This window comes from Thioclava sp. (genome assembly GCF_048263065.1).
Lineage (GTDB): Bacteria > Pseudomonadota > Alphaproteobacteria > Rhodobacterales > Rhodobacteraceae > Thioclava.
The window spans coordinates 103,656-124,278 of the sequence record NZ_JBLXEM010000002.1 but is presented as its reverse complement, the minus strand read 5'-3'; the positions used below and the strand labels follow the sequence as shown (position 1 = coordinate 124,278).

Below are 20,623 nucleotides of genomic sequence, written 5' to 3'. Positions count from 1 at the left end.
TTAGAACGGCACGTCATCCGCGCTGTCGGCGGGCACCACGAACGAGGCCAGAAGGTGCTTTTCACCCGCCTTGTCAAACTCCACCACGAGCTTGCCGCCCTCTGATCCCATGACCTCGCCATAGCCGAATTTCTTGTGAAAGACGCGGTCGCCAATGTCGAACGCGGCGGCCTCTTCGGCGTCGATCACGACGGGTTTGCCGCGCGGTTTGGGCGCACTGTAACCCGCCCCGCCCCGCGCATTGGCCTGCTGCAAACGCCGCCAGCCCGGTGAGTTATAGACATCTGCGCGTGCGGCACGATCCGCCATCGCCGGGCTCGCGGCGTGATCGCTGCCAAACCCGTCGCCCATACCGCCGCCATACAGGCCCGGCGGGGTCAGCACATCGACATGGCGCGCGGGCAATTCGTCAATAAAGCGCGAGGGCATCTGGCTTTGCCACTGGCCATAAACGCGCCGGTTGCCCGCGAAAGAGATCGTGCAAAGCTGCTCGGCGCGGGTGATGCCGACATAGGCAAGGCGGCGCTCCTCTTCGAGCCCCTTCTGTCCGCTTTCATCCATCGAGCGTTGCGAGGGGAACAGCCCGTCCTCCCAGCCCGGCAAGAACACCACGGGAAATTCTAGACCCTTGGCGCCGTGTAGCGTCATGATCGAGATTTTATCGTCATTTTCTTGCTTATCATTGTCCATGATCAGCGAGACGTGTTCGAGAAATCCCTGAAGGTTTTCAAACTGTTCCAGCGCCTTTACGAGTTCCTTGAGGTTTTCCAACCGCCCCGGTGCCTCGGGCGTTTTGTCGTTGAGCCACATCTCGGTATAGCCCGATTCCTCAAGAATCCGCTCGGCCAGACGCACATGCGACAGATCATTGGCAGGGGCCACGCCCGTTGCATCGACCTCGATCAGTTGATCGTCATCGTCTGCCGCCGTGGTCGCACTGGCCGCAGACGCCGACACGATTTCATCATGCCAGCGGATGATGTTTTCCACAAACAGTCGCAACTGGCCCGCCGCCTTACCCGACAACGCGCCCTCCTGCAGCAACAGCCGCGCGCCATCCAGCAGACTCAACCCGTTTTCGCGCGCAGCAATTTGAATACGGCTTTGCGCCTTATCGCCAAGGCCGCGCTTGGGCGTGTTGATCACGCGCTCAAACGCCAGATCGTCGGCGGGGCTGATCGCAAGGCGAAAATAGGCCATCGCATCGCGGATCTCGAGACGTTCGTAAAACCGCGGCCCACCGATCACGCGATAGGGCAGACCGATGGTCAGGAACCGATCCTCAAAGGCGCGCATCTGATGGCTGGCGCGCACTAGAATCGCCTGATCGTTCAGGCAGATAGGGTCATTGCCGCGCGTGCCGCGTTGAATGGCTTCGGCCTCTTCGCCGATCCAGCGCGCCTCCTCCTCGCCATCCCAATGGCCGATCAGACGCACCTTGTCGCCGCCCTGCGCCTGCGTCCACAATTCCTTGCCCAAGCGGCCCGTATTTTGCGAAATCAGCCCCGAGGCGGTGGCCAGAATATGTTCGCTCGAGCGGTAATTCTGCTCAAGCCGGATCACCGTCGCGCCGGGAAAATCCTTGTCAAAGCGCAAGATATTGCCCACTTCGGCCCCGCGCCAGCCATAGATCGACTGGTCATCATCGCCCACGCAGCAGATATTGCGATGCCCCTGCGCCAGCAGCCGCAGCCACAGATATTGCGCGACGTTGGTATCTTGATACTCATCGACAAGGAGGAATTTGAACCAGCGTTGATACTGTTCCAACACGTCCGGATGGGTCTGGAAAATCGTGACCATATGCAGCAGCAGATCGCCGAAATCGACGGCGTTGAGCGTTTTGAGCCGCGCCTGATAGCTGTCATACAGCTCTGATCCGCGATTGTTGAACGCCGCCGCTTCACGCCCTTTCACCTTTTCTGGCGTCAGCGCGCGGTTCTTCCAGCCATCAATCAGCCCCGCGAGTTGCCGCGCGGGCCAGCGTTTTTCGTCAATATCCGCGGCCAAAATCAACTGCTTGAGCAGGCGGATCTGGTCGTCAGTATCCAGAATAGTGAAATTTGACTTCAACCCGACCAGCTCAGCGTGGCGGCGCAGCAATTTCACGCAAACCGAGTGGAACGTGCCGAGCCACGGCATGCCCTCACCGCCCGTGCCCAATAGCGCACCGACGCGTTCCTTCATCTCGCGCGCGGCCTTATTGGTGAAGGTTACGGCCAAAATTTCATTGGGGCGTGCGCGGCCCGTGTTCAGAAGATGCGCGATTCGGCAGGTCAGCGCGCGGGTCTTGCCCGTGCCCGCGCCCGCCAGCATCAAGACCGGGCCATCCAGCGCCTCGACAGCGGCGCGTTGTTCGGTGTTCAGCCCATCCAGATAGGGCGTGCCGCGCGCCGACATGGCACGTTGCGACAGGCTGAGCGCGCCTTCATAGGGATCATCATCAAAAGCCTCGGTCATAGCGGCAATCTAGCGTTTGCACGCGCCAAGGCCAAGCCCATGTTCGGCATATGTTCGCATTTTTCTTTGAGACAAGGCTGGGCGCTGCCCCCCGTCGCCGGATGGCAACAATTCATAAACGAAGAGGGGGCGCTGCCCCCGGCTCCGGTGGAGCCTCCCCGGGATATTTGGATCAAGAGGAAGAGGGGGCGGTTTCAAATAGCTCCGATCCGGGGCGCGCGGATGTTTCGAGCAGCCCTTGGACATACGTCGCCACCGAGCGGAAGCAGATCAGCGAGATCTCATCGGGGGCGGAGCGCCAAACTGCGGCAGCCACCTGCGCAAGCCGTGTGCGGCGCATTTCGCCTGCGGGCAGCGTCGCGATATCGGCGGGGGATAGTTTCATGAGGACCTGATCGGATTTTGCCCCTTTGATACGAAATAGCGCGCGCGCATCCGAGACGTTGCAGACAAGCGCATGGGTTTTCTCAAGCGCGCTCGACAATGTTTGCACTTGTTTCGGGGCCTCGCCGTGATCGCAGATGAGCAGCAATTCATCCGGGCTCATCCACGCCAGAGACATGCCTGCGTACGTCACGATTTGGCGCGGAGCGGGCGCAGAGAAGCCCTTCGCTTTCAACGCCTTGAGCAGCGGCTTTGATGTCAAATCGCCCCGGATCGAGATCATGCCGATCAGACCAGCCTCGGTTACCGAGACAAAGCCTTGATAGGTTGCGCCCTGTAGCGCGCTGACAGCGTTAGACAATTTGCTTCTCCCCGTCCTTGTCGTAAAAGACCGGGTCGGTGATACGCGCCTTGATCCGCGCATCATCCTCGCCCGTGAATTCAATCACCTCGCCCATCCGGTCGGGGCCGTTCAACACCAGCCCCATCGCGATACCCTTGCCGATTGTGGGCGAATAATAGGTCGAGGTAACGCGGCCTTGGGTGTTGCGCTGACCGTTGGCGTTATGCCCCTCGGCGGGGGCGTGGCTGCCATCGGGGATCACCGACCCGTCCAGCGTTTCCAAACCCACCAGTTTCCAGCGGTTGGGATCGGTCATATGCGGGCGCTCTTGCGCGCGCTTGCCCAAGAAGTCGGTTTTCTTTTTCGAGATCGCCCAGTTAAGCCCCAGATCCTGCGGGATCACCGTGCCGTCGGTCTCATCCCCGATCATGATGAAACCCTTTTCGGCGCGCATCACATGCAGCGCTTCGGTGCCATAGGGCATGACGCCAAGGTCTTTGCCCTCGGCGACCAGTTTCTCCCATAGCGCGAGGGCCAGGCTTGCCGGCACAGCGATTTCATAGCTGAGTTCGCCCGAGAAGGAGATGCGGAAGATGCGGGCATCAAAGCCGCAAAGGCTGCCTTCGACCCATTGCATGAAGGGCAATGCCTCGCGCGAGACATCCATGCCGCCAAGGCGGTTCAGCAAGTCACGCGCTTTTGGCCCGACCACGGCGATCTGGGCAAATTGCTCGGTCAAATTGGCGGTGTAGACCTTCCAGTCCCACCACTCGCATTGCAGCCAATCCTCCATCCAGCCGTGGATATGATCGGCCCCGCCCGAGGTGGTGTGGCACAGCCAGGTGTCATCCGACAGGCGCGCCACAACGCCGTCATCCATCAGGAAGCCGTTTTCATTGCACATCAGCCCGTAGCGGCATTTGCCCACGGCAAGGTTGCTCATCATGTTGGTGTAAAGCATGTCGAGGAAGCGCCCGGCATCGGGGCCCTTCACCACGATCTTGCCCAGTGTCGAGGCATCCAGCAGCCCGACATTGGCGCGCGTATTGGTGATCTCGCGATTGACGGCCTCGCGGTGGGTTTCGCCCGCGCGCGGGTAGCAATAGGGACGGCGCCATTGGCCGACCGGCTCCCAATGCGCGTGATGGGCCTCGTGCCAGCTTTGCATCGGGGTGCGGCGCAGGGGCTGAAACAGCGCGCCCTTGGCCTCGCCGGTGATCGCGCCGAAACTGATCGGGGTGTAGGGCGGGCGGAAAGTGGTGGTTCCAGTGGCCGGGATCGGCTGGCCCAGCGCATCAGAGAGCACCGCAAGCCCGTTGATATTGCTGAGCTTTCCTTGATCCGTCGCCATACCAAGCGTGGTGTAGCGTTTGGTGTGCTCGACGCTTTCATAGCCCTCGCGCGCGGCGAGTTGCACGTCCGACACCTTCACGTCATTTTGGAAATCGAGGAAGCTTTTAAAGCGCAGCGCGTCCGTAGCGCCTGCGGGCATTTGCCAGACCGGCATCATTGGCGCTTCGTCGCTGGAACACGCCCCAAGCCCCGCGCCGCCCATCGTGGCCGCTAGCGTCAGATCGCCATTGGCCGCACCGACCACCTGCACCATCGCCGTGCCATCTGCCCCCAAGGGCGGGCGGTCGGGATCGGGGCGAAACATGGCTTGCGCGGCGTCCCAGATCAGCTTGCCGCCGCAATGCGACCACAGATGCACGACCGGCGACCAGCCGCCCGACATCGCCACGCAATCACACTCAATCGTTTCAATCGCGCCACCCTCTCCGGCTTGGGCGCAGATTTCGACGCCTTTCACCTGCTTGCGACCCAGCACGCGGGCCACACCGCGCCCCTCTAGCACCCGCACGCCGCGCGCCTTGACCTCTTGGGGCAGCGCGCCGTGCGTGGCCTCGCGCGCATCCACGATAGCGGGCACGCTCAGCCCGGCATCCAGCAGCGCCAGCGCCGTGCGATAGGCATCGTCATTATTGGTTACGATCACCGTGCGATCGCCGGGCGACACGGCCCAGTTCACCACATAATCGCGCACCGCACTGGCGAGCATCACGCCGGGTACGTCGTTGCCTGCGAATGCCAGCGGGCGTTCAAGCGCGCCGGTCGCGGTGATCGTGCGCGCCGCGCGAATGCGCCATAAACGATGGCGGGGAACGTCGGCACCGGGGCGCGTATCGCCCACGCTTTCCAGGCCGATGACATAGCCATGATCATATTGACCCGCCGCCATCAACCGGGTGCGCAACGTGATATTCCCCATCGTTTCAAGCTCTTGCAGCGTTGTCTTAATCCATTCGCACGACTCGAATCCGTCGATCTGACCGCCATCAACAGGCGTGCGCCCGCCCCAATGCGCGGTTTGTTCCACCAGCCAGACGCGCTTGCCCGCACGCCCTTCGCGCAGAGCAGCGGCGAGCCCAGCCACACCGCCGCCCACAACCAGCACATCGCAATGCGCATAGGCTTGCTCGTAGCGGTCGGGATCGGCCTCTTTCGGAACCGCCCCCAGACCTGCGGATTTGCGGATGATCGGTTCAAATAGGTGCTTCCACGCCGCTTGCGGGGCCATGAAAGTCTTGTAGTAAAAGCCTGCAGGCAGGAATTTGTAGAAAGCGTCATTGATCTCGCCGATATCGTAATCAAGGCTTGGCCAATGGTTCTGGCTGCGCGTCTCCGCGCCCTCAAACAATTCGGTCGTGGTGGTGCGCTGATCGGGTTCAAAGCGCGCGTTGCGCCCCAGACCGACAAGCGCATTGGGTTCCTCAACGCCGCTGGCAACAATCCCGCGCGGGCGGTGATATTTGAAGCTGCGCCCGAGCATCACCTGCCCCGCCCCGAGCAGCGCCGAGGCCAGCGTGTCGCCCTCGTAGCCCTGCATCGGTTTGCCGTTGAAGGTAAAATTCAACCGCTTGGCGCGATCAATCAGGCGGCCGCCCTTGCTTAGACGTGTGCTCATGCTTGAGGCTCCCAATCAGGCCGTTTCGCTTTGATTTTTTTGATGATCTCCGCAGGCGGCTTGTGGGTTTGCGCCGCGTAGGTGCCAAACACTTCCAGCGTCGCGGTGCAGCGCGCGGCCAGAAACCACTTGCCGCAGCCATAGGCGTGACGCCAGCGTTCGAAATGCACGCCCTTGGGGTTCTTGCGCGCGAACAGATAGCCCTCAAAGTCGGCATCCGAGGAGTCCGGGCCAAAGCGTTTGAGATGGGCCTCGCCGCCGGGGGCAAATTCGGTTTCCTCAGCGGTGATACTGCAGCAGGGACAGGTGAGGGTCAACATGTCAGCGGGCCTTTGCTTGGCAGGCGCCGGGGGCTTCGCGCCCCCGGACCCCCGCGGGATATTTTCATCAAGAGGAAGAGGGGGTGCGTCATCAATGCGCCACCCCTGCGGCCACGGATTCGTCGATGAAGCGGCCCTCTTTGAAGCGGTTGAGGTTGAATTCATCTGCCAGAGGGGAGTGGCCGCGCGCGATCAGTTCAGCCATTGCAAAGCCTGAGCCGGGGATTGATTTGAACCCGCCTGTGCCCCAGCCGCAATTGACGAAGATGCCCTCGACCGAGGTTTTGGACAGAATCGGAGAGCGGTCGCCGGTCATATCCACGATACCGCCCCATTGGCGCAGCATTTTGAGGCGCGAGATGATCGGGAAGGTTTCGACCAAGGCGCGGGTGGTTTCCTCGACATGGTGCCACGATCCGCGTTGGGTGTAGTTGTTGAACCCGTCTGTGCCGCCGCCGATCACCAGCTCGCCCTTGTCGGATTGCGACAGGTAGCCATGCACGAGATTGGCCATGACCACGACGTCGATCGCGGGTTTGATCGGCTCTGAGACCCAAGCCTGAAGCGCCACGGATTCGATTGGCAGGCGGAACCCCGCCATCTCGGCAAGCACCGAGGAATGGCCCGCAACGACAATGGCGAGCTGCTCACACTCGATCTCGCCGCGCGTGGTGGTGACGCCAGCCACCTTGTCGCCTTGGCGGCGGATGCCCGTCACCTCGGTCTGCTGGATGATATCCATTCCCATCGCCGAGCAAGCGCGCGCATAGCCCCAAGCCACCGCGTCATGGCGCGCGGTGCCGCCGCGTTCCTGGTAAAGCGCGCCCAGAACCGGATAGCGCGGCCCGTCGATATTGAGGATCGGGACCAGTTCCTTGACTCGCTCGGGCGTGATCCATTGCGTCGATACCCCTTGCAGCCCGTTGGCATGCACCGTGCGCTGATAGCCGCGCCGCTCATGTTCGGATTGCGCCAGCATCAGCAGGCCGCGGGGCGAAAACATGACGTTGTAATTTAGATCCCGGCTTAGGCCTTCGTACAGTTGCAGCGCCTTGTCAAAGATCGCCGACGAAGCGTCTTGCAGGTAGTTCGAGCGGATGATCGTGGTGTTGCGCCCGGTATTGCCCCCGCCAAGCCAGCCCTTTTCGATCACCGCGACATCGGTAATTCCGTGCACCTTGCCAAGGTAATAGGCCGTCGCCAGCCCATGCCCGCCTGCGCCGACCACCACCACCTTATAGCGTTTCTTCGGCTCGGGGCTGCGCCACGCGCGCTCCCATCCCGCGTGATAGCGCATCGCCTCGCGCGCGACAGCAAACATCGAATAGCGTTTCATAAGCGGCCCTCGGCAACAGAACTTGCGACTCTCATCTGTCTTTGTGATGGACTGCGCGCCCCTTTGACAGCCCCCCCGATGCGGCATTGCGCAGAAAAAAGCGACATCGGGCTGCGACATCGCGCTCCATCCCGGCGCTGGGGGCTTTCAGGCGGAGCGTTTCTCACCTAAATGGGAACGCAAGGAGAGGAAACGCCATGCTGTTCTGGATTATCGCCGCCGCGCTTGTCGCGATCATTATGCTATTATTCGCACTTGCCGTGCTACGCGGGGGGGCAAGCGATGTGGCCCCGGCTGCCTCTTATGATGTGCAGGTTTATCGCGACCAGCTGCGCGATATCGAACGCGATGTCGAACGCGGCGTGACCTCTGCCGAAGAGGCCGAGCGCGCCAAGCTGGAGATCTCGCGCCGGATGCTGGAGGCCGACCGCAAGGTGCAGGCGGGATCAGACACCTCGCGCGCGCCCCAAGGGGCAATGATTGTGCTGATCGTGGGGGGCGTTGCGCTGGTGGGCGGGACGTTCTGGCTTTATTCTCGCATGGGCGCCGAAGGATATGGCGATCAACCGATTGCCGAGCGATATGCCTTTGCAGACAAGCGCTATGACAGCCGCCCGACGCAGGAAGCGGCCGAGAAAATGGCCGCCGCGCGCCAGCTCAACCAACCCAAGCCCGACCCGAAATTTGTCGAATTGATGGTGAAGCTGCGCGAAGCCGTTGCTAAAAACCCCAATGACCCCAAGGGCCTGCATTTGCTTGCGCGCAATGAGGCGGCGATGGGCAATTTCGATGCTGCTTGGAAGGCGCAGCAGCGTTTGGTCGCACTCAAGGGGGACGCCGCAACTGCAGATGATTACGCCCAGTTGGGCGAGATGATGGTCGTGGCAGCGGGTGGTCTGATCACGCCCGAGGCCGAAAAAACCTTTGCCGCCGCGCTGGAAAAGGACCCCAAAAACGGGCTGTCGCTATATTACGTTGGCCTGATGATGGCACAGAATTCGCGTGAAGATCGCGCGTTTCGCATTTGGGATGGCTTGCTGCGCAACTCGCCCGACGATGCGCCTTGGGTGCCCACGATCCGCCAGAATATCAACGAACTGGCGTGGCTTGCGGGCCAAAACGACTACACCCCGCCGATGCCCCAAGGCGTTGGGCCAAGCCAAGCCGATGTCGCAGCGGCTGCTGATATGACCCCAGCGGAGCGTCAGGAGATGATCCGCGGGATGGTCAACCAGCTAAATGACCGGCTCGCGCAAGAAGGCGGCAGCGCGGATGATTGGGCGCGGCTGATATCGTCGTTGCGGATGCTAGGCGAAGTCGAACGCGCCGATGCGATTTACGGTGAGGCGAAGGGCAAGTTTGCGTCGCGCCCCGAAGACATGGCCAAGATCGACGCGGCCCATCAGGCCCCGGCAGGCAAGGCGCTTGCGGATGCGGGTGCCCCTGCTGCGACAGCCCCTGCGGCCCCTGCTCTGCCCGGCCCGAGCGCCGAGCAGATGAAGGATGCCGCGCAAATGAGCCCCGAGGATCGCAAGCAGATGATTCAGGGCATGGTCGACGGGCTGTTTGACCGCCTGACAACCGAGGGCGGCACGGCGGCGGAATGGTCGCGGGTGGTGTCTTCGCTTGCTATGTTGGGCGAGAAGGATCGCGCGACTGAGGCATGGGGTGAGGCACAGCAAGCGCTGGCCAATGATCCCGCAGGGCTGGCACAGGTGCAAGCAGCTGCGCAGGCGGCGGGGCTGTCTCAGTGATCTGCCCCGACATGATCGCGTTCGCCGCGCAACTGCCGCGCAGCGGTGCGGTGGCGGGGCTGGATCTGGGCACGAAAACGATTGGCGTGGCGGTGTCGGACGGGTTGCGCTCGGTCGCGACGCCCTTGCTGACCGTGAAGCGCAAGAAATTCGGTCTGGATGCGCAGGCGCTGCTGGCGATTGTGGCCGAGCGCGAGCTGCGTGGGCTGATCCTAGGTTTGCCGATGAACATGGACGGTTCGGAAGGGCCGCGCTGTCAATCGACGCGGGCCTTCGCGCGCAACCTTGAAAAGCTGACCGAATTGCCGATCTCGTTCTGGGACGAACGGCTGTCAACGGTGGCTGCCGAACGCGCGATGCTTGAGGCCGATCTGTCACGCGCCAAACGCGCCGAGGCGATTGACCATGTGGCGGCGGCGTTCATCTTGCAAGGTGCGCTGGACCGGCTGCACTATCTGGGGGCGCAATGAGCGACGAGGTCTGGAAACGCGACGAGGTCGAAAGCCCCTGCGTCAAGCTGTGCCAGATCCACCCGCAAGAGCGGCTGTGCATCGGCTGCCTGCGCACGCTTGAAGAGATCGGCGCATGGTCGCAACTTAGCCCCGAGAAACGCCGCGAAATCATGGATGAATTGCCTGCCCGCGCACCGCGTTTGCAACAGCGCCGTGGCGGGCGCGCGGCCCGGCGCGAGAGCTGATCGGATTCACCGCTTTGCCGCGTTGAGCCTGCCGCCTGCCCGCCCTATAGTGGCGCGCGCTCCTTTTGAAATGGAATACCCTCATGGCTGCCAAACGCGTTCTTGTCACCGGTTCTGCCGGGTTCATCGGCTACCACTTGTCCAAGCTGCTACTGGCGCAAGGCATGCGCGTGCATGGCTATGACGGGATGACCGATTACTACGAGGTCGCGCTGAAACAGCGCCGTCAGGCGATGCTGATGCAAGACCCGAATTTCTCGGCGACCGAGGGGATGCTGGAAGATCGCGAGTTGCTAGATCGGGTCTGCGATGAGTTCGCACCCGATGTGATCGTGCATCTGGCCGCGCAAGCGGGCGTGCGCTACAGCCTTGAAAACCCGCGCGCTTATGTCGAAACCAATCTTGTTGGCACGTTCAACGTGATGGAAATCGCGCGCCGTCTTGAGGTCGGGCATTTGTTGATGGCCTCAACCAGTTCGGTGTACGGGGCCAACACAGAGATGCCCTATCGTGAGACCGACAAGACCGACATGCCGCTTACGATTTATGCCGCGACGAAGAAAGCGACCGAGGCGATGGGCCATTCCTATGCCCATCTGTGGAACATTCCGACGACGATGTTTCGCTTTTTCACGGTTTACGGCCCATGGGGGCGCCCCGATATGGCGCCAGCCAAGTTCACCGACGCGATCCTCGCTGGCCGCCCGATCGACATTTATAACCACGGCGAAATGTATCGCGATTTCACTTATGTCGAGGATCTCGTGCACGGGATCGCCTTGCTGATGGACGCAGTGCCAAAGCGCCCCGACAGCCCCGAGGACATCCCAGAGGGCGACAGCCTGTCCCCCGTCGCCCCTTACCGCGTCGTCAATATCGGCAATTCAGACAAGGTGAAGCTGCTTGATTTCGTCGATGCGATTGAAACCGCCATCGGCACGCCCGCGATCCGCAATTACATGGATATGCAAAAGGGCGACGTGCTTGCCACTTGGGCCGATGCCAGCCTGTTGCGCAGCCTGACCGGATATTGCCCGCAAACCGGTTTCCGCGAGGGCGTTGAGCGCTTCGTGGCGTGGTATCGCGACTATTACAACCGCTAGGCCACGCCTACGCCTAAAGCGCGCCCGTCAGAACATAGCGCAGCGCGCGTGCCACCTGTTCAGGCGTGCGAGCAACTGCGTTGGCGGCCGCGTCCACCTCTTTGAGCGCATGGTCGTGATCATCGGGTTGCAGCACTATAATCGGCTTGCCCAGTGCTGCCGCATAGCCCGCATCAAAGGCCGCGTTCCACTGTTTGTATTTCTCGCCAAAACACACAACCAGCACATCGCAGCCCTCGATCCCGCGACGCGTGCGGATCGCATTTAGCGACGCGCCCTTGCGGTCATGCCAGAACTTATCCGGCTCGGCCCCGAAAATCGCGACCCCGCAATCGTCAGAGGCCGCGTGATCGGTGACCGGGCCGGACCAGTCGATTTTCAGCCCCTTGCAGGCCGATTTGACGCTTTCGCGCCAATCGGTGTGGATTTCGCCCGAGAGATAGACTTTCAGCATTGCGCTTCCTTTCGTTATCCTCGGGCAAAGTGGCGTGCGCCTTCGGGCGATGCAAGCCCGCGCCTAGCCAAACACCCGGGTCAGCGCGCCATCCACCGCAGTTGTGATCGCGTCGATATCATCGGGCGTGGCGATCAGCGCGGGGCTAAAGCACAGCGTATTGTTAAAGCCGGGCAGCGAGCGATTGGTCATGCCAATGATCACGCCTTGCGCCATGCAATCTGCAACGACTGCGGCCACGCGTTTTTCCTCGGCGGGCTCTTTGCTGGTGCGATCAGCCACCAGTTCCGCGCCGCAGAATAGCCCCTTGCCGCGCACATCACCGATCACCGCGTGACGCTCCATCAGCGCGTGCAGATTATCCATCATCCGCGCGCCCATCCGGTTGGTGTTCTCCAGCAGGTTCTCGTCTTCGATGATGCGCAGGTTTTCCAGCGCCGCCACCGGCCCCGAGGTACAGCCGCCAAACGTCGAGATATCGCGGAAATAGCCCAGCGGGTCGCTGTCATCCTTGAACATCTCAAACACCGCTTCAGTCGTAACGGTGCACGAAATCGCGGCATAGCCCGAGGCCACGCCCTTGGCCATCGTCACGAAATCGGGCTTCACCCCGTAATGCTGATAGCCAAACCACTCTCCGGTGCGCCCGACGCCGCAGACCACCTCGTCGATATGCAGCATGATATCGTATTTCGCGCAGATCTCTTGCACGCGGGGCCAATAGCCCTCGGGTGGGGTGATGACGCCGCCCCCTGCGGTGACAGGTTCCAGACACAGCAGGCCGATTTCGTCAGGGCCTTCACGCAGGATCACCTCTTCGATGGCATCCGCTGCACGGCGCCCGTAATCCTCCGTCTCCCATTGCGCGCGATATTCCAAGCAGTGCGGCACCTCGATGAAACCGGGGGTGAAAGGGCCATATTGCTGAGCGCGCTGGGGCTGACCGCAGGCGGCAAGGGCGGTGATCGTGGTGCCGTGATAATCGCGCTCGCGATACAGGATCTTGGTCTTGCGCCCGCCATGCAGCTTGTGGCCGATCTGGCGCACCATTTTGAAGACCTTCTCATTGGCCTCCGATCCCGAGTTGGCATAATAGACGCGGCTCATCCCCGGCATCTTTTCGATCAAGCTTTGCGCAAACAGTGCGCCGGGAATCGAGCCCGCCGAGCCTGCGAAATAGTTCAGTTTCACCAGTTGATCGCGCACCGCATTGGCAATGCTTTCGCGCCCGTAGCCGACATTGACGGTCCAGACGCCGCCCGAGACGCCGTCGAGGAATTCTTTGCCGAGCGCATCCCACAGCCTCATGCCCTTACCCTCGACCATCACGCGCGGGTCGATGCTTTCAAAGGGTTTGTGCTGCGTCAGGTGATGCCAGACGCGCGCCTTATCGGCCGCGATCACATGGCTCAGATCGTTCGAGGTCAGGTTCTTGTTCATGCTAATCGCTCCACTAAGGGGGCCGCAGGGCGCGGCGCAACTCGCGCTGATCTTTCCGCGCGGCGGCGAAACTGCGTAGTGCCACTTACACTTGTCCGATAAGTCCAGTTGTGCAAATTGCACAGATGCAGCATTGGCGTCATCGTCAAAGCCGCCCCTTCACACTCCGCTTTGCGGGCGCATATCAGCCGCACTGATGCCTGCCACGGCGACGGGCTTTTTCATCGCGTCGCGGCGGAACGGCTCTCCCAGTTCCTGATTGATCAGCGCCTCGATAAACGTGGTCTGACCCTGCGCCTGCGCTTTGATCGCGCTATCCAGCGCTGCGGTCAGATCCTCCATCGTTTTCACCTGCACGCCCGTCAGGCCGCAGGCGAGCGCGATGGCGGCGTAGCTCACACCCTCGTTCAACTCGGTGCCGACGAAATTGTCGTCAAACCACAGCGTCGTGTTGCGCTTTTCCGCGCCCCATTGGTAATTGCGGAAAATGACCATCGTGATCGCGGGCCATTCCTTGCGCCCGATCGCGGTCATCTCGTTCATCGAAATCCCGAACGCACCATCGCCGGCAAAGCCCACGACTGGCACATCGGGCTGCGCGATTTTGGCGCCCATGATCGCGGGTAGACCATAACCGCACGGCCCGAACAGCCCCGGCGCAAGGTATTTCCGCCCCGCCTCGAAACTGGGGTAAGCGTTGCCGATGGCGCAGTTATTGCCGATGTCGGAACTTATAATCGCCTCTTTGGGCAGCGCAGACTGGATCGCACGCCACGCCATGCGCGGGCTCATCCAGTCGGGCTTGGCGTCGCGTGCGCGGGCGTTCCAAGTGGTGCCCGGATCGTCATCTTCGTGATCCATGCTGGACAGCTGCTGCGCCCAAGCCGATTTGGTTTGCCCGATCAGCGCACGCCGCGCCGCACGGTCGCTATCGCCCGCATCTGCCGCCAGTTCCGCCAAGATCGCGCCTGCCACTTTGCCCGCATCGCCAACAATGCCCACCGCCACCTGTTTGGTCAGCCCGATGCGGTCGGGATTCAGATCGACCTGAATGATCGCAGCGTCTCTGGGCCAGTAATCAATGCCATAACCCGGCAGGGTCGAGAACGGGTTGAGTCGCGTGCCAAGCGCCAGCACGACATCGGCCTTGGAGATGAGTTCCATCGCGGCTTTAGATCCGTTATAGCCCAGCGGCCCGGCAAAGAGCGGGTGCGAGCCGGGAAACGCGTCATTGTGCTGATAGCCGCAGCAGACCGGCGCATCCAGACGCTCGGCCAGCGCCATCGAGGCGGGAATGGCCCCCGCCAGCACCACGCCCGCACCGTTCAGGATCACCGGAAACTTCGCCTTGGACAGCAGCGCTGCCGCCTGCGCGATAGCGTCTTGACCACCCGAGGGCCGCTCCAATTGCACCACTTTTGGCAGATCGATATCAATCACCTTGGTCCAGAAATCGCGCGGGATATTGATTTGCGCCGGGGCCGAGGCGCGCTTGGCCTTAAGGATCACACGGTTGAGCACCTCGGCAATGCGGGTCGGGTCGCGCACCTCTTCCTGATAGGCGACCATATCGGCAAACAGCCGCATCTGCTCGACCTCTTGGAAACCACCCTGCCCGATGGTGGCATTGGCCGCCTGCGGCGTGACCAGCAGCAGCGGCGTGTGGTTCCAATAAGCGGTTTTCACGGGCGTGACGAAATTGGTGATGCCGGGGCCGTTTTGCGCCACCATCATCGACATCTTGCCGCTCGCACGGGTGAACCCATCGGCCATCATCCCCGCGTTGCATTCATGCGCGCAGTCCCAAAACGTGATGCCTGCCGCCGGGAACAGATCGGAAATCGCCATCATGGCCGAGCCGATAATGCCAAAAGCATTTTCAATCCCATGCTGTTGCAGCGTTTTGATAAAAGCCTCTTCGGTTGTCATCTTCATGGCACTGGCTCCTCCCGGGCTTGCTTGCGAGGGTATAAGAAGCCCCCTTTTGCAAGATTTATGCCGTGGTGCTTCCGCGCTGATTAGGGCCAGAGCGGACGACTACTTATGTCCAGTTTTCGCAATTTCCTGGGCGATCAACGCAATGCCTTCGGGGATACGCGCGTTGCGGATTGAGGAATAGGCGAGGCGATAAAACGGGCAATCGCCCTGCGCGTCATCAAAAAACGCAGCCCCCGGTTCAATCAACACACCGCGCGCGGCCAGCCGATCCGCCAGATCGCGGGTATCGATGCCCTCAGGCGCGCGCATCCAGAAACTCGATCCACCAAACGCGCCCTGCCCCGCGACCTGCAAACCCTGCGCGGTGATTGCCTCATCCATCACCATTCGGCGGCGGCGATAGGCCTGATGCAGCCGGTTGACCAACGCATCATAATGCCCCAGCGCCAGAAAATAGGCGGCGGTGCGCTGCACATGGCCGGGCGGGTGGCGCAGCACGGTGGCGCGCAGGGCGCGTGCCTCGGCGATGAAGGGTTCAGAGCCCACCAGAAACCCCAGCCGCAGCCCCGGAAACAGCGATTTGGAGAACGAGCCGACATGAATCACCCGCCCCTCGCGATCCAGCGATTTCAATGAGGGCGAGGCGGCCTTGAGAAAGGACATCTCGAATTCGTAATCATCCTCGACCACGACGAAATCACGCTCAGACGCCAGCGCCAAAAGCCGTTCACGCCGCGCGCGCGGCATCGTCGTATTGGTCGGGCATTGGTGGCTGGCGGTGGTGAAAACGACATCGACTTCATCGGGTAGCGCCTCGGGCGGGAGGCCATCTTGATCGACGTCGATCTGCACGCTGCGACAGCGGGTCTGGGCCAGCACGCTGCGCAGCCCCGGATAGCAGGGATTTTCTAGCGCCGCCGTGCGCCGAGAGTTCAGCAAGACCTGCGCCGATAGCCACAGCGCGTTTTGCGCCCCCAGCGTCAGCAATATCTGGCGCGGATGGGCGGTAATCCCGCGCCGGGGCAGAATGTTGCGCGCAATATATTCGATCAGCATCGGGTCGTCGTGCTCGTAATAATCGCCCGCCATCACGTCAAAGTCGCGCTTACCCAGCGCGCGCAGCGCACAGTGTCGCCAGTTCTGATGATCGAACAACTCGGGGTCGGTCTGGCCATACACGAACGGGTAGTCATAGCTGCGCCAGTTCTGCGCCTTAGGAAAGCTGCGCTGCCCGGTAAAGCGCTGCCCCGTCACGCGCGTCCAATCCACGCTGTCGGTTTGCGCCCCGGATGGGCGGGTGAATTCGGGCTGTCGCGGCGCGGTATCTGACACGAAATAGCCCGAGCGCCCACGCGATGTCAGATAATCATCGGCCACCAGTTCGGTATAGGCGAGCGTCACCGTGATCCGGCTGACACCCAGATGCGCGGCAAGCTTGCGGCTGGAGGGCAGCTTGTCACCGGCGCGAAATCGCCCCTCAAGGATACCCTCGGCCACCATCTGTTGAATACGCTGCTGCAACGTGCCGCTTTGATCGGGCGCAAGGAAAAAGGTCTCGGCGGCGATTGTCATTTCTGGACCTAAATTGCGCGGGAAACTGGACTGAGGCCAATGTGGCGCCATCGCCGTGCCTGCGTCAAGCAAACAACAGGCCGCTATCTGCGATGCGCCAGACGACTGCTAAGCAAATCTCCGGTTTCCGACAAGATCGGCGTGGCAACGGTGGCGAACGAGGTGTTCACCTGCTTGAGCGCGCGCAGCGTTTCCTGATGGATATTGCTGGTCTCGATGCTTTCGCCTGACCCCTCATGCAGGCGCATCAGATGCGCGCGTTGCAGGCGTTGCTCCAGCGCGCGGATGTCGTCTTTTTCCTCGACCAGCTCGCGCGCCTCATCGGGGTTTTGCGTCATCATCACGCTCAGCGCGAGTTGCACATTGGCCAGCACGCGGTCGTGAAAATCGCTGATTTCCTTCCAGCCCTGCTCTGAAAACCGCACGCCCTCATGATCCATGTTGCGCGCCAGAGCGACCATGTTGCGCGAAATCATTTCGGCGGCGGCAGACAGGTTGGCGGCATTGCTCGACAGATCCATCGCGCGCGTGCTGGTCTCATCGCTCAGCACCCCTTGATTCAGCTTGGCAAGATACAGCTTCACCTCCATCAAGGTCTTGTTGGAAAGCTTTTCATCCGCCGCCATACGCGTGGCAAGCACGTCATCCCATTGCACAAACAAGGCCGGCACCGCGCGCAGCATCGCCTCGGCAATCTCGCCCATATGCATCACCTCGCGCGCCGCACAGGTCAGTGCGCGCTCGGGGTTGGCCAAGGCGGCGGGATCCAGCGCACTTGCCGGGCCGATCCCCGCGCTCGGGTCAAGCCGCGGGGGCATCAGCTTGCTCACCAGCCGCGTCACCAGACCCGTCAGCGGCAGCGCCAACAGCGCAAGGCCGATGTTGAACACCAGATGCAAGTTGATAACCTGCTGCGCCGGGGTACTGCCAAGCCAGCTTAGCGTCAGCTCAAGCCGACTTAGCAAGGCCAGCAAGATGATCGCCCCGCCGCCGCGCAGCGCAAAATTCGCAACGATCATGCGGCGCGAATCGATCTCGGCGGTCAAGGTCAGCATAAAGGCAATGAACGTGCCGCCCATATTCGCGCCCAGCACCATCGCCACCGCCGCTTCGGGGGGCAACAGACCTTGCGACACCAGCGTCACGAACAACAACACCGCCGCCACGCTGGAATGCACAACCCACGCAAATACCGCGCCAATCACAAAGGCCGTCACCGTGTCGCGCGCCAGATAGGCCATCACATTGGCCGCGCCCTGACTGTCCACCAGCGGGGTCGTCGCCTCGCGGATCATCGCAAGCGAGGCAAAGATTAGCGCCAGCCCGATCAGGATACGCCCGGTCTGACGGATGCGGCGCTGATGGCCGCGCAGGAACATCACCACGCCAACCAGCAATAGGAGTGGCAGCAAGAAGGTTTGGCGCAACAGCAATAGCTGCGCCACGATCGCCGAGCCAACATCCGCGCCTAGCAAAATCGCTAGCCCCACCGCGACGGTAATCGTGCCACGCGCAACGAAATTAGATACAAGCAGCGCCACCGCCGTCGAGCTTTGCAGCAAGATAGCGGTACTCATCCCCGAGCCTGCCGCCAGAAAGCGGCTGCGCGAGGACCAGCGCAACCAGCGCCGCAACGGCATGGAAAACGCGCGCTCAACCCCGGTGCGCACCAGACGCACCGACCAGATCAGCAGCGCCGCCGCCCCCGCAATATGCAGGAAAAACATCGGGATATTCGCGTTTTCCAAACCTTGTCCTTTCTACTCTATCCCGCCCTTTGGGGCTTATTTTTAGGCACTCACGGACGCGTCCCCTGCGCCAAAATCAGCTGCCCGCCCGCGTCTTCAAACGCCGCACGCGTCTCTTTGGGGGGCGCGGCTTCGGTAACAAGGCGGTTGATATTACTCAGCGGGCACACCGCAAACGAGGCCAACGCAGTAAATTTCGAGCTATCGGCCAGAACCGTCACGCTATTGGATTGCTCGACCATCGCGCGCGCGATCTGCGCCTCTTCGATATTGTAATCCATCGCCCCGCTACGCGCGTCAAGAGCGCCCACCGACAGCACCGCGTGATGGGCGCGAAAGGCGCGGATCTGGGTGATCGCCATCGTGCCAACGCATTGGCTGCTATCAGCGCTGAACTCGCCGCCCAGTAAAAACGCCCGACTGCCGCTATTAGCACCAGCAATCACCCGCGCGATCTCGGTCGAGTTGGTAACAATCGTCAGCCCGGCCACGGCGGCAATCGCCTCGGCAAACATCAGCGTCGTCGAGCCGGTATCAATGAACAGCGTCTCGCCTGGGACAAACAGCCCCGCAGCCGTTTTCGCGATCTCGATCTTGGCATCGACACAATCAGACAGGCGCTGCTTGAACGGCCCCTCGCCCAGCACACGCGGCATCATCGCTCCGCCATGCACCTTCAAGATCTTACCGCTTTGTGCAAGCTGGCTCAGATCGCGCCGGATCGTTTCGCGTGACGCATCAAGCTGGCTCGCCAGCGCCTCGACCGAGACCTTTTCCTGACGTCGAACAATCTCAATCAGCTTGGCCTGGCGTTTTTTAATCTTCACTGCGCATCACCGACACTGCCCGATTTTGTCATTTTGTTTATCAATACAGTCATTGATGTCGGGTTATATGTCACAATTTGCCCGTTTTTCAAGCGATTTTCCACGATTGCGCGGCCACGCAGCTATGGCAAACTACGCTTAAACGCGCCCTTTCGCGGCGGCGAGGGGCTATCGGTTAGCGCGCGTTGGCGATCTGCTCACGGGTGGCGGACAGCACGGATCTCAATCAATCCGCGCCCCGCTCGTGCTATCGAAGAAGTGGAAATGCGCGGGATCGGCGGTGAGATGCATCACCTCGCGCCCGGCCCCGCTGCGATGCACGCCCGGCAAGGCAGCCGTCATCGCCTGACCCGAACCGACAAGCACGCCATGCAGCAGCGTATTGGCACCCAGCGGCTCGGCCAGTTGCACCTCAAGCGCGATGCCGCCTTGCGGGTCGGGGCGCAGATGCTCGGGGCGGATGCCGAAGCTGACGGGGCCATCGGGCAAGGCGCATTGGCCCAGTACTACCTGCCCCAGCTTAATCTGCCCGCCCTCAATCTGCGCGGGCAGGATATTCATCGACGGGCTGCCGATGAACTGCGCGGCAAACACCGTGACGGGGCGCTCATAGACCTCCAAAGGCGTGCCGATCTGCTCGGCCACGCCCGCATTCATCACAATCATTCGGTCTGCCATGGTCATCGCTTCGACCTGATCATGGGTGACGTACAGCGCGGTGATGCCCAGCTTGGCCTGCAATTCGCGGATCTCGACGCGCATCTGCACGCGCAGCTTGGCGTCAAGGTTCGACAGCGGCTCGTCAAACAAAAACACCGCCGGTTCACGCACAATCGCGCGCCCCATCGCGACGCGCTGACGCTGCCCGCCCGACAACTGCTTGGGCTTGCGATCCAGCAGCTCGCCCAGTTGCAGCAGGGCGGCGGCCTGCTCCACCTTGGCGTTGATCTCGGCCTTGGGCAGCCCCGCGATTTTGAGCCCGTACCCCATATTCTGACGCACCGACATGTGCGGATAAAGGGCGTAGTTCTGAAATACCATTGCGATGTCGCGATCCATTGGCTCGACGTCATTCACGCGCTTGCCGCCGATGCGCACCTCGCCCTCGGATACGCTTTCCAGCCCCGCAACCATGCGCAAAAGGGTCGACTTCCCACAGCCCGAGGGGCCGACAATCACGATGAATTCGCCATCCGCGATTTGCGTGCTGACGCCGTGAATCACCTCGGTGGAGCCAAAGCGTTTCTTGACGTTTTCCAGTTCGACCGTTGCCATTGCCTGT

General features: G+C 61.6%; 16 protein-coding genes. 4 read left to right on the top strand and 12 right to left on the bottom strand.

From position 1 onward, the window contains the following. From ACN0SD_RS03715 to ACN0SD_RS03695, 5 genes are all read right to left on the bottom strand, one after another. Window positions 1–2,460: an ATP-dependent helicase gene (locus ACN0SD_RS03715; RefSeq protein ID WP_417806875.1), complete on the bottom strand. Its 2,460-nt coding sequence runs from the start codon at window positions 2,458–2,460 to the stop codon at window positions 1–3. A 172-nt stretch (window positions 2,461–2,632) separates the two neighbouring features. Then, entirely contained in the window at window positions 2,633–3,205 is a 573-nt protein-coding gene (locus tag ACN0SD_RS03710; RefSeq protein WP_417806874.1) for a sarcosine oxidase subunit gamma, read from the bottom strand. Further along, window positions 3,198–6,152, bottom strand: coding sequence for a sarcosine oxidase subunit alpha family protein (locus tag ACN0SD_RS03705; protein ID WP_417806873.1), 2,955 nt, complete (start codon window positions 6,150–6,152; stop codon window positions 3,198–3,200). Before ACN0SD_RS03705 ends, ACN0SD_RS03710 begins: the two co-directional genes overlap by 8 nt. Further along, window positions 6,149–6,472: a sarcosine oxidase subunit delta gene (locus ACN0SD_RS03700; protein ID WP_417806872.1), complete on the bottom strand. Its 324-nt coding sequence runs from the start codon at window positions 6,470–6,472 to the stop codon at window positions 6,149–6,151. Before ACN0SD_RS03700 ends, ACN0SD_RS03705 begins: the two co-directional genes overlap by 4 nt. A 91-nt stretch (window positions 6,473–6,563) precedes the next feature. Then, window positions 6,564–7,808, bottom strand: coding sequence for a sarcosine oxidase subunit beta family protein (locus ACN0SD_RS03695; protein ID WP_417806871.1), 1,245 nt, complete (start codon window positions 7,806–7,808; stop codon window positions 6,564–6,566). Between the two features lie 197 nt (window positions 7,809–8,005). On the opposite strand from ACN0SD_RS03695, the gene ccmI reads away from it, so the two are divergent. The 4 genes from ccmI (at window position 8,006) to ACN0SD_RS03675 (ending at window position 11,362) form a co-directional block, all read left to right on the top strand. Next, the gene (gene ccmI, locus ACN0SD_RS03690) at window positions 8,006–9,562 is read left to right on the top strand and encodes a c-type cytochrome biogenesis protein CcmI (protein WP_417806870.1); all 1,557 of its coding nucleotides are present in this window, start codon (window positions 8,006–8,008) and stop codon (window positions 9,560–9,562) included. A gap of 11 nt (window positions 9,563–9,573) precedes the next feature. Beyond that, window positions 9,574–10,032, top strand: coding sequence for a Holliday junction resolvase RuvX (gene ruvX, locus ACN0SD_RS03685; protein WP_417806869.1), 459 nt, complete (start codon window positions 9,574–9,576; stop codon window positions 10,030–10,032). Beyond that, on the top strand, window positions 10,029–10,259 hold the full coding sequence (locus ACN0SD_RS03680) for a DUF1289 domain-containing protein (RefSeq protein ID WP_417806868.1): 231 nt from the start codon (window positions 10,029–10,031) through the stop codon (window positions 10,257–10,259). The genes ruvX and ACN0SD_RS03680 overlap by 4 nt, the downstream gene beginning before the upstream one ends. Window positions 10,260–10,342: 83 nt before the next feature. Further along, the gene (locus tag ACN0SD_RS03675; protein ID WP_417806867.1) at window positions 10,343–11,362 is read left to right on the top strand and encodes an NAD-dependent epimerase/dehydratase family protein; all 1,020 of its coding nucleotides are present in this window, start codon (window positions 10,343–10,345) and stop codon (window positions 11,360–11,362) included. A gap of 13 nt (window positions 11,363–11,375) precedes the next feature. Here the strand turns inward: ACN0SD_RS03675 and ACN0SD_RS03670 are convergent, their stop codons facing one another. The 7 genes from ACN0SD_RS03670 to ACN0SD_RS03640 all read right to left on the bottom strand — a co-directional run bounded on the left by ACN0SD_RS03670 (window position 11,376) and on the right by ACN0SD_RS03640 (window position 20,616). Next, window positions 11,376–11,816 (bottom strand): YtoQ family protein, encoded by a 441-nt coding sequence (locus tag ACN0SD_RS03670; RefSeq protein WP_417806866.1) that lies wholly within the window; start codon window positions 11,814–11,816, stop codon window positions 11,376–11,378. A gap of 63 nt (window positions 11,817–11,879) precedes the next feature. Next, window positions 11,880–13,256, bottom strand: coding sequence for an aspartate aminotransferase family protein (locus ACN0SD_RS03665; RefSeq protein ID WP_417806865.1), 1,377 nt, complete (start codon window positions 13,254–13,256; stop codon window positions 11,880–11,882). A 159-nt stretch (window positions 13,257–13,415) separates the two neighbouring features. Continuing rightward, window positions 13,416–15,191, bottom strand: a complete 1,776-nt coding sequence (xsc, locus tag ACN0SD_RS03660) for a sulfoacetaldehyde acetyltransferase (RefSeq protein WP_417806864.1) — start codon at window positions 15,189–15,191, stop codon at window positions 13,416–13,418. 102 nt (window positions 15,192–15,293) lie between these two features. Continuing rightward, window positions 15,294–16,766, bottom strand: coding sequence for a PLP-dependent aminotransferase family protein (locus ACN0SD_RS03655; protein ID WP_417806863.1), 1,473 nt, complete (start codon window positions 16,764–16,766; stop codon window positions 15,294–15,296). A gap of 83 nt (window positions 16,767–16,849) precedes the next feature. Continuing rightward, window positions 16,850–18,514 (bottom strand): Na/Pi cotransporter family protein, encoded by a 1,665-nt coding sequence (locus tag ACN0SD_RS03650; RefSeq protein ID WP_417806862.1) that lies wholly within the window; start codon window positions 18,512–18,514, stop codon window positions 16,850–16,852. Window positions 18,515–18,564: 50 nt separating this feature from the next. Next, window positions 18,565–19,341, bottom strand: coding sequence for a DeoR/GlpR family DNA-binding transcription regulator (locus ACN0SD_RS03645; RefSeq protein WP_417806861.1), 777 nt, complete (start codon window positions 19,339–19,341; stop codon window positions 18,565–18,567). Window positions 19,342–19,563: 222 nt separating this feature from the next. Then, on the bottom strand, window positions 19,564–20,616 hold the full coding sequence (locus tag ACN0SD_RS03640; protein WP_417806860.1) for an ABC transporter ATP-binding protein: 1,053 nt from the start codon (window positions 20,614–20,616) through the stop codon (window positions 19,564–19,566). Between the last annotated feature and the right edge of the window lie 7 nt (window positions 20,617–20,623).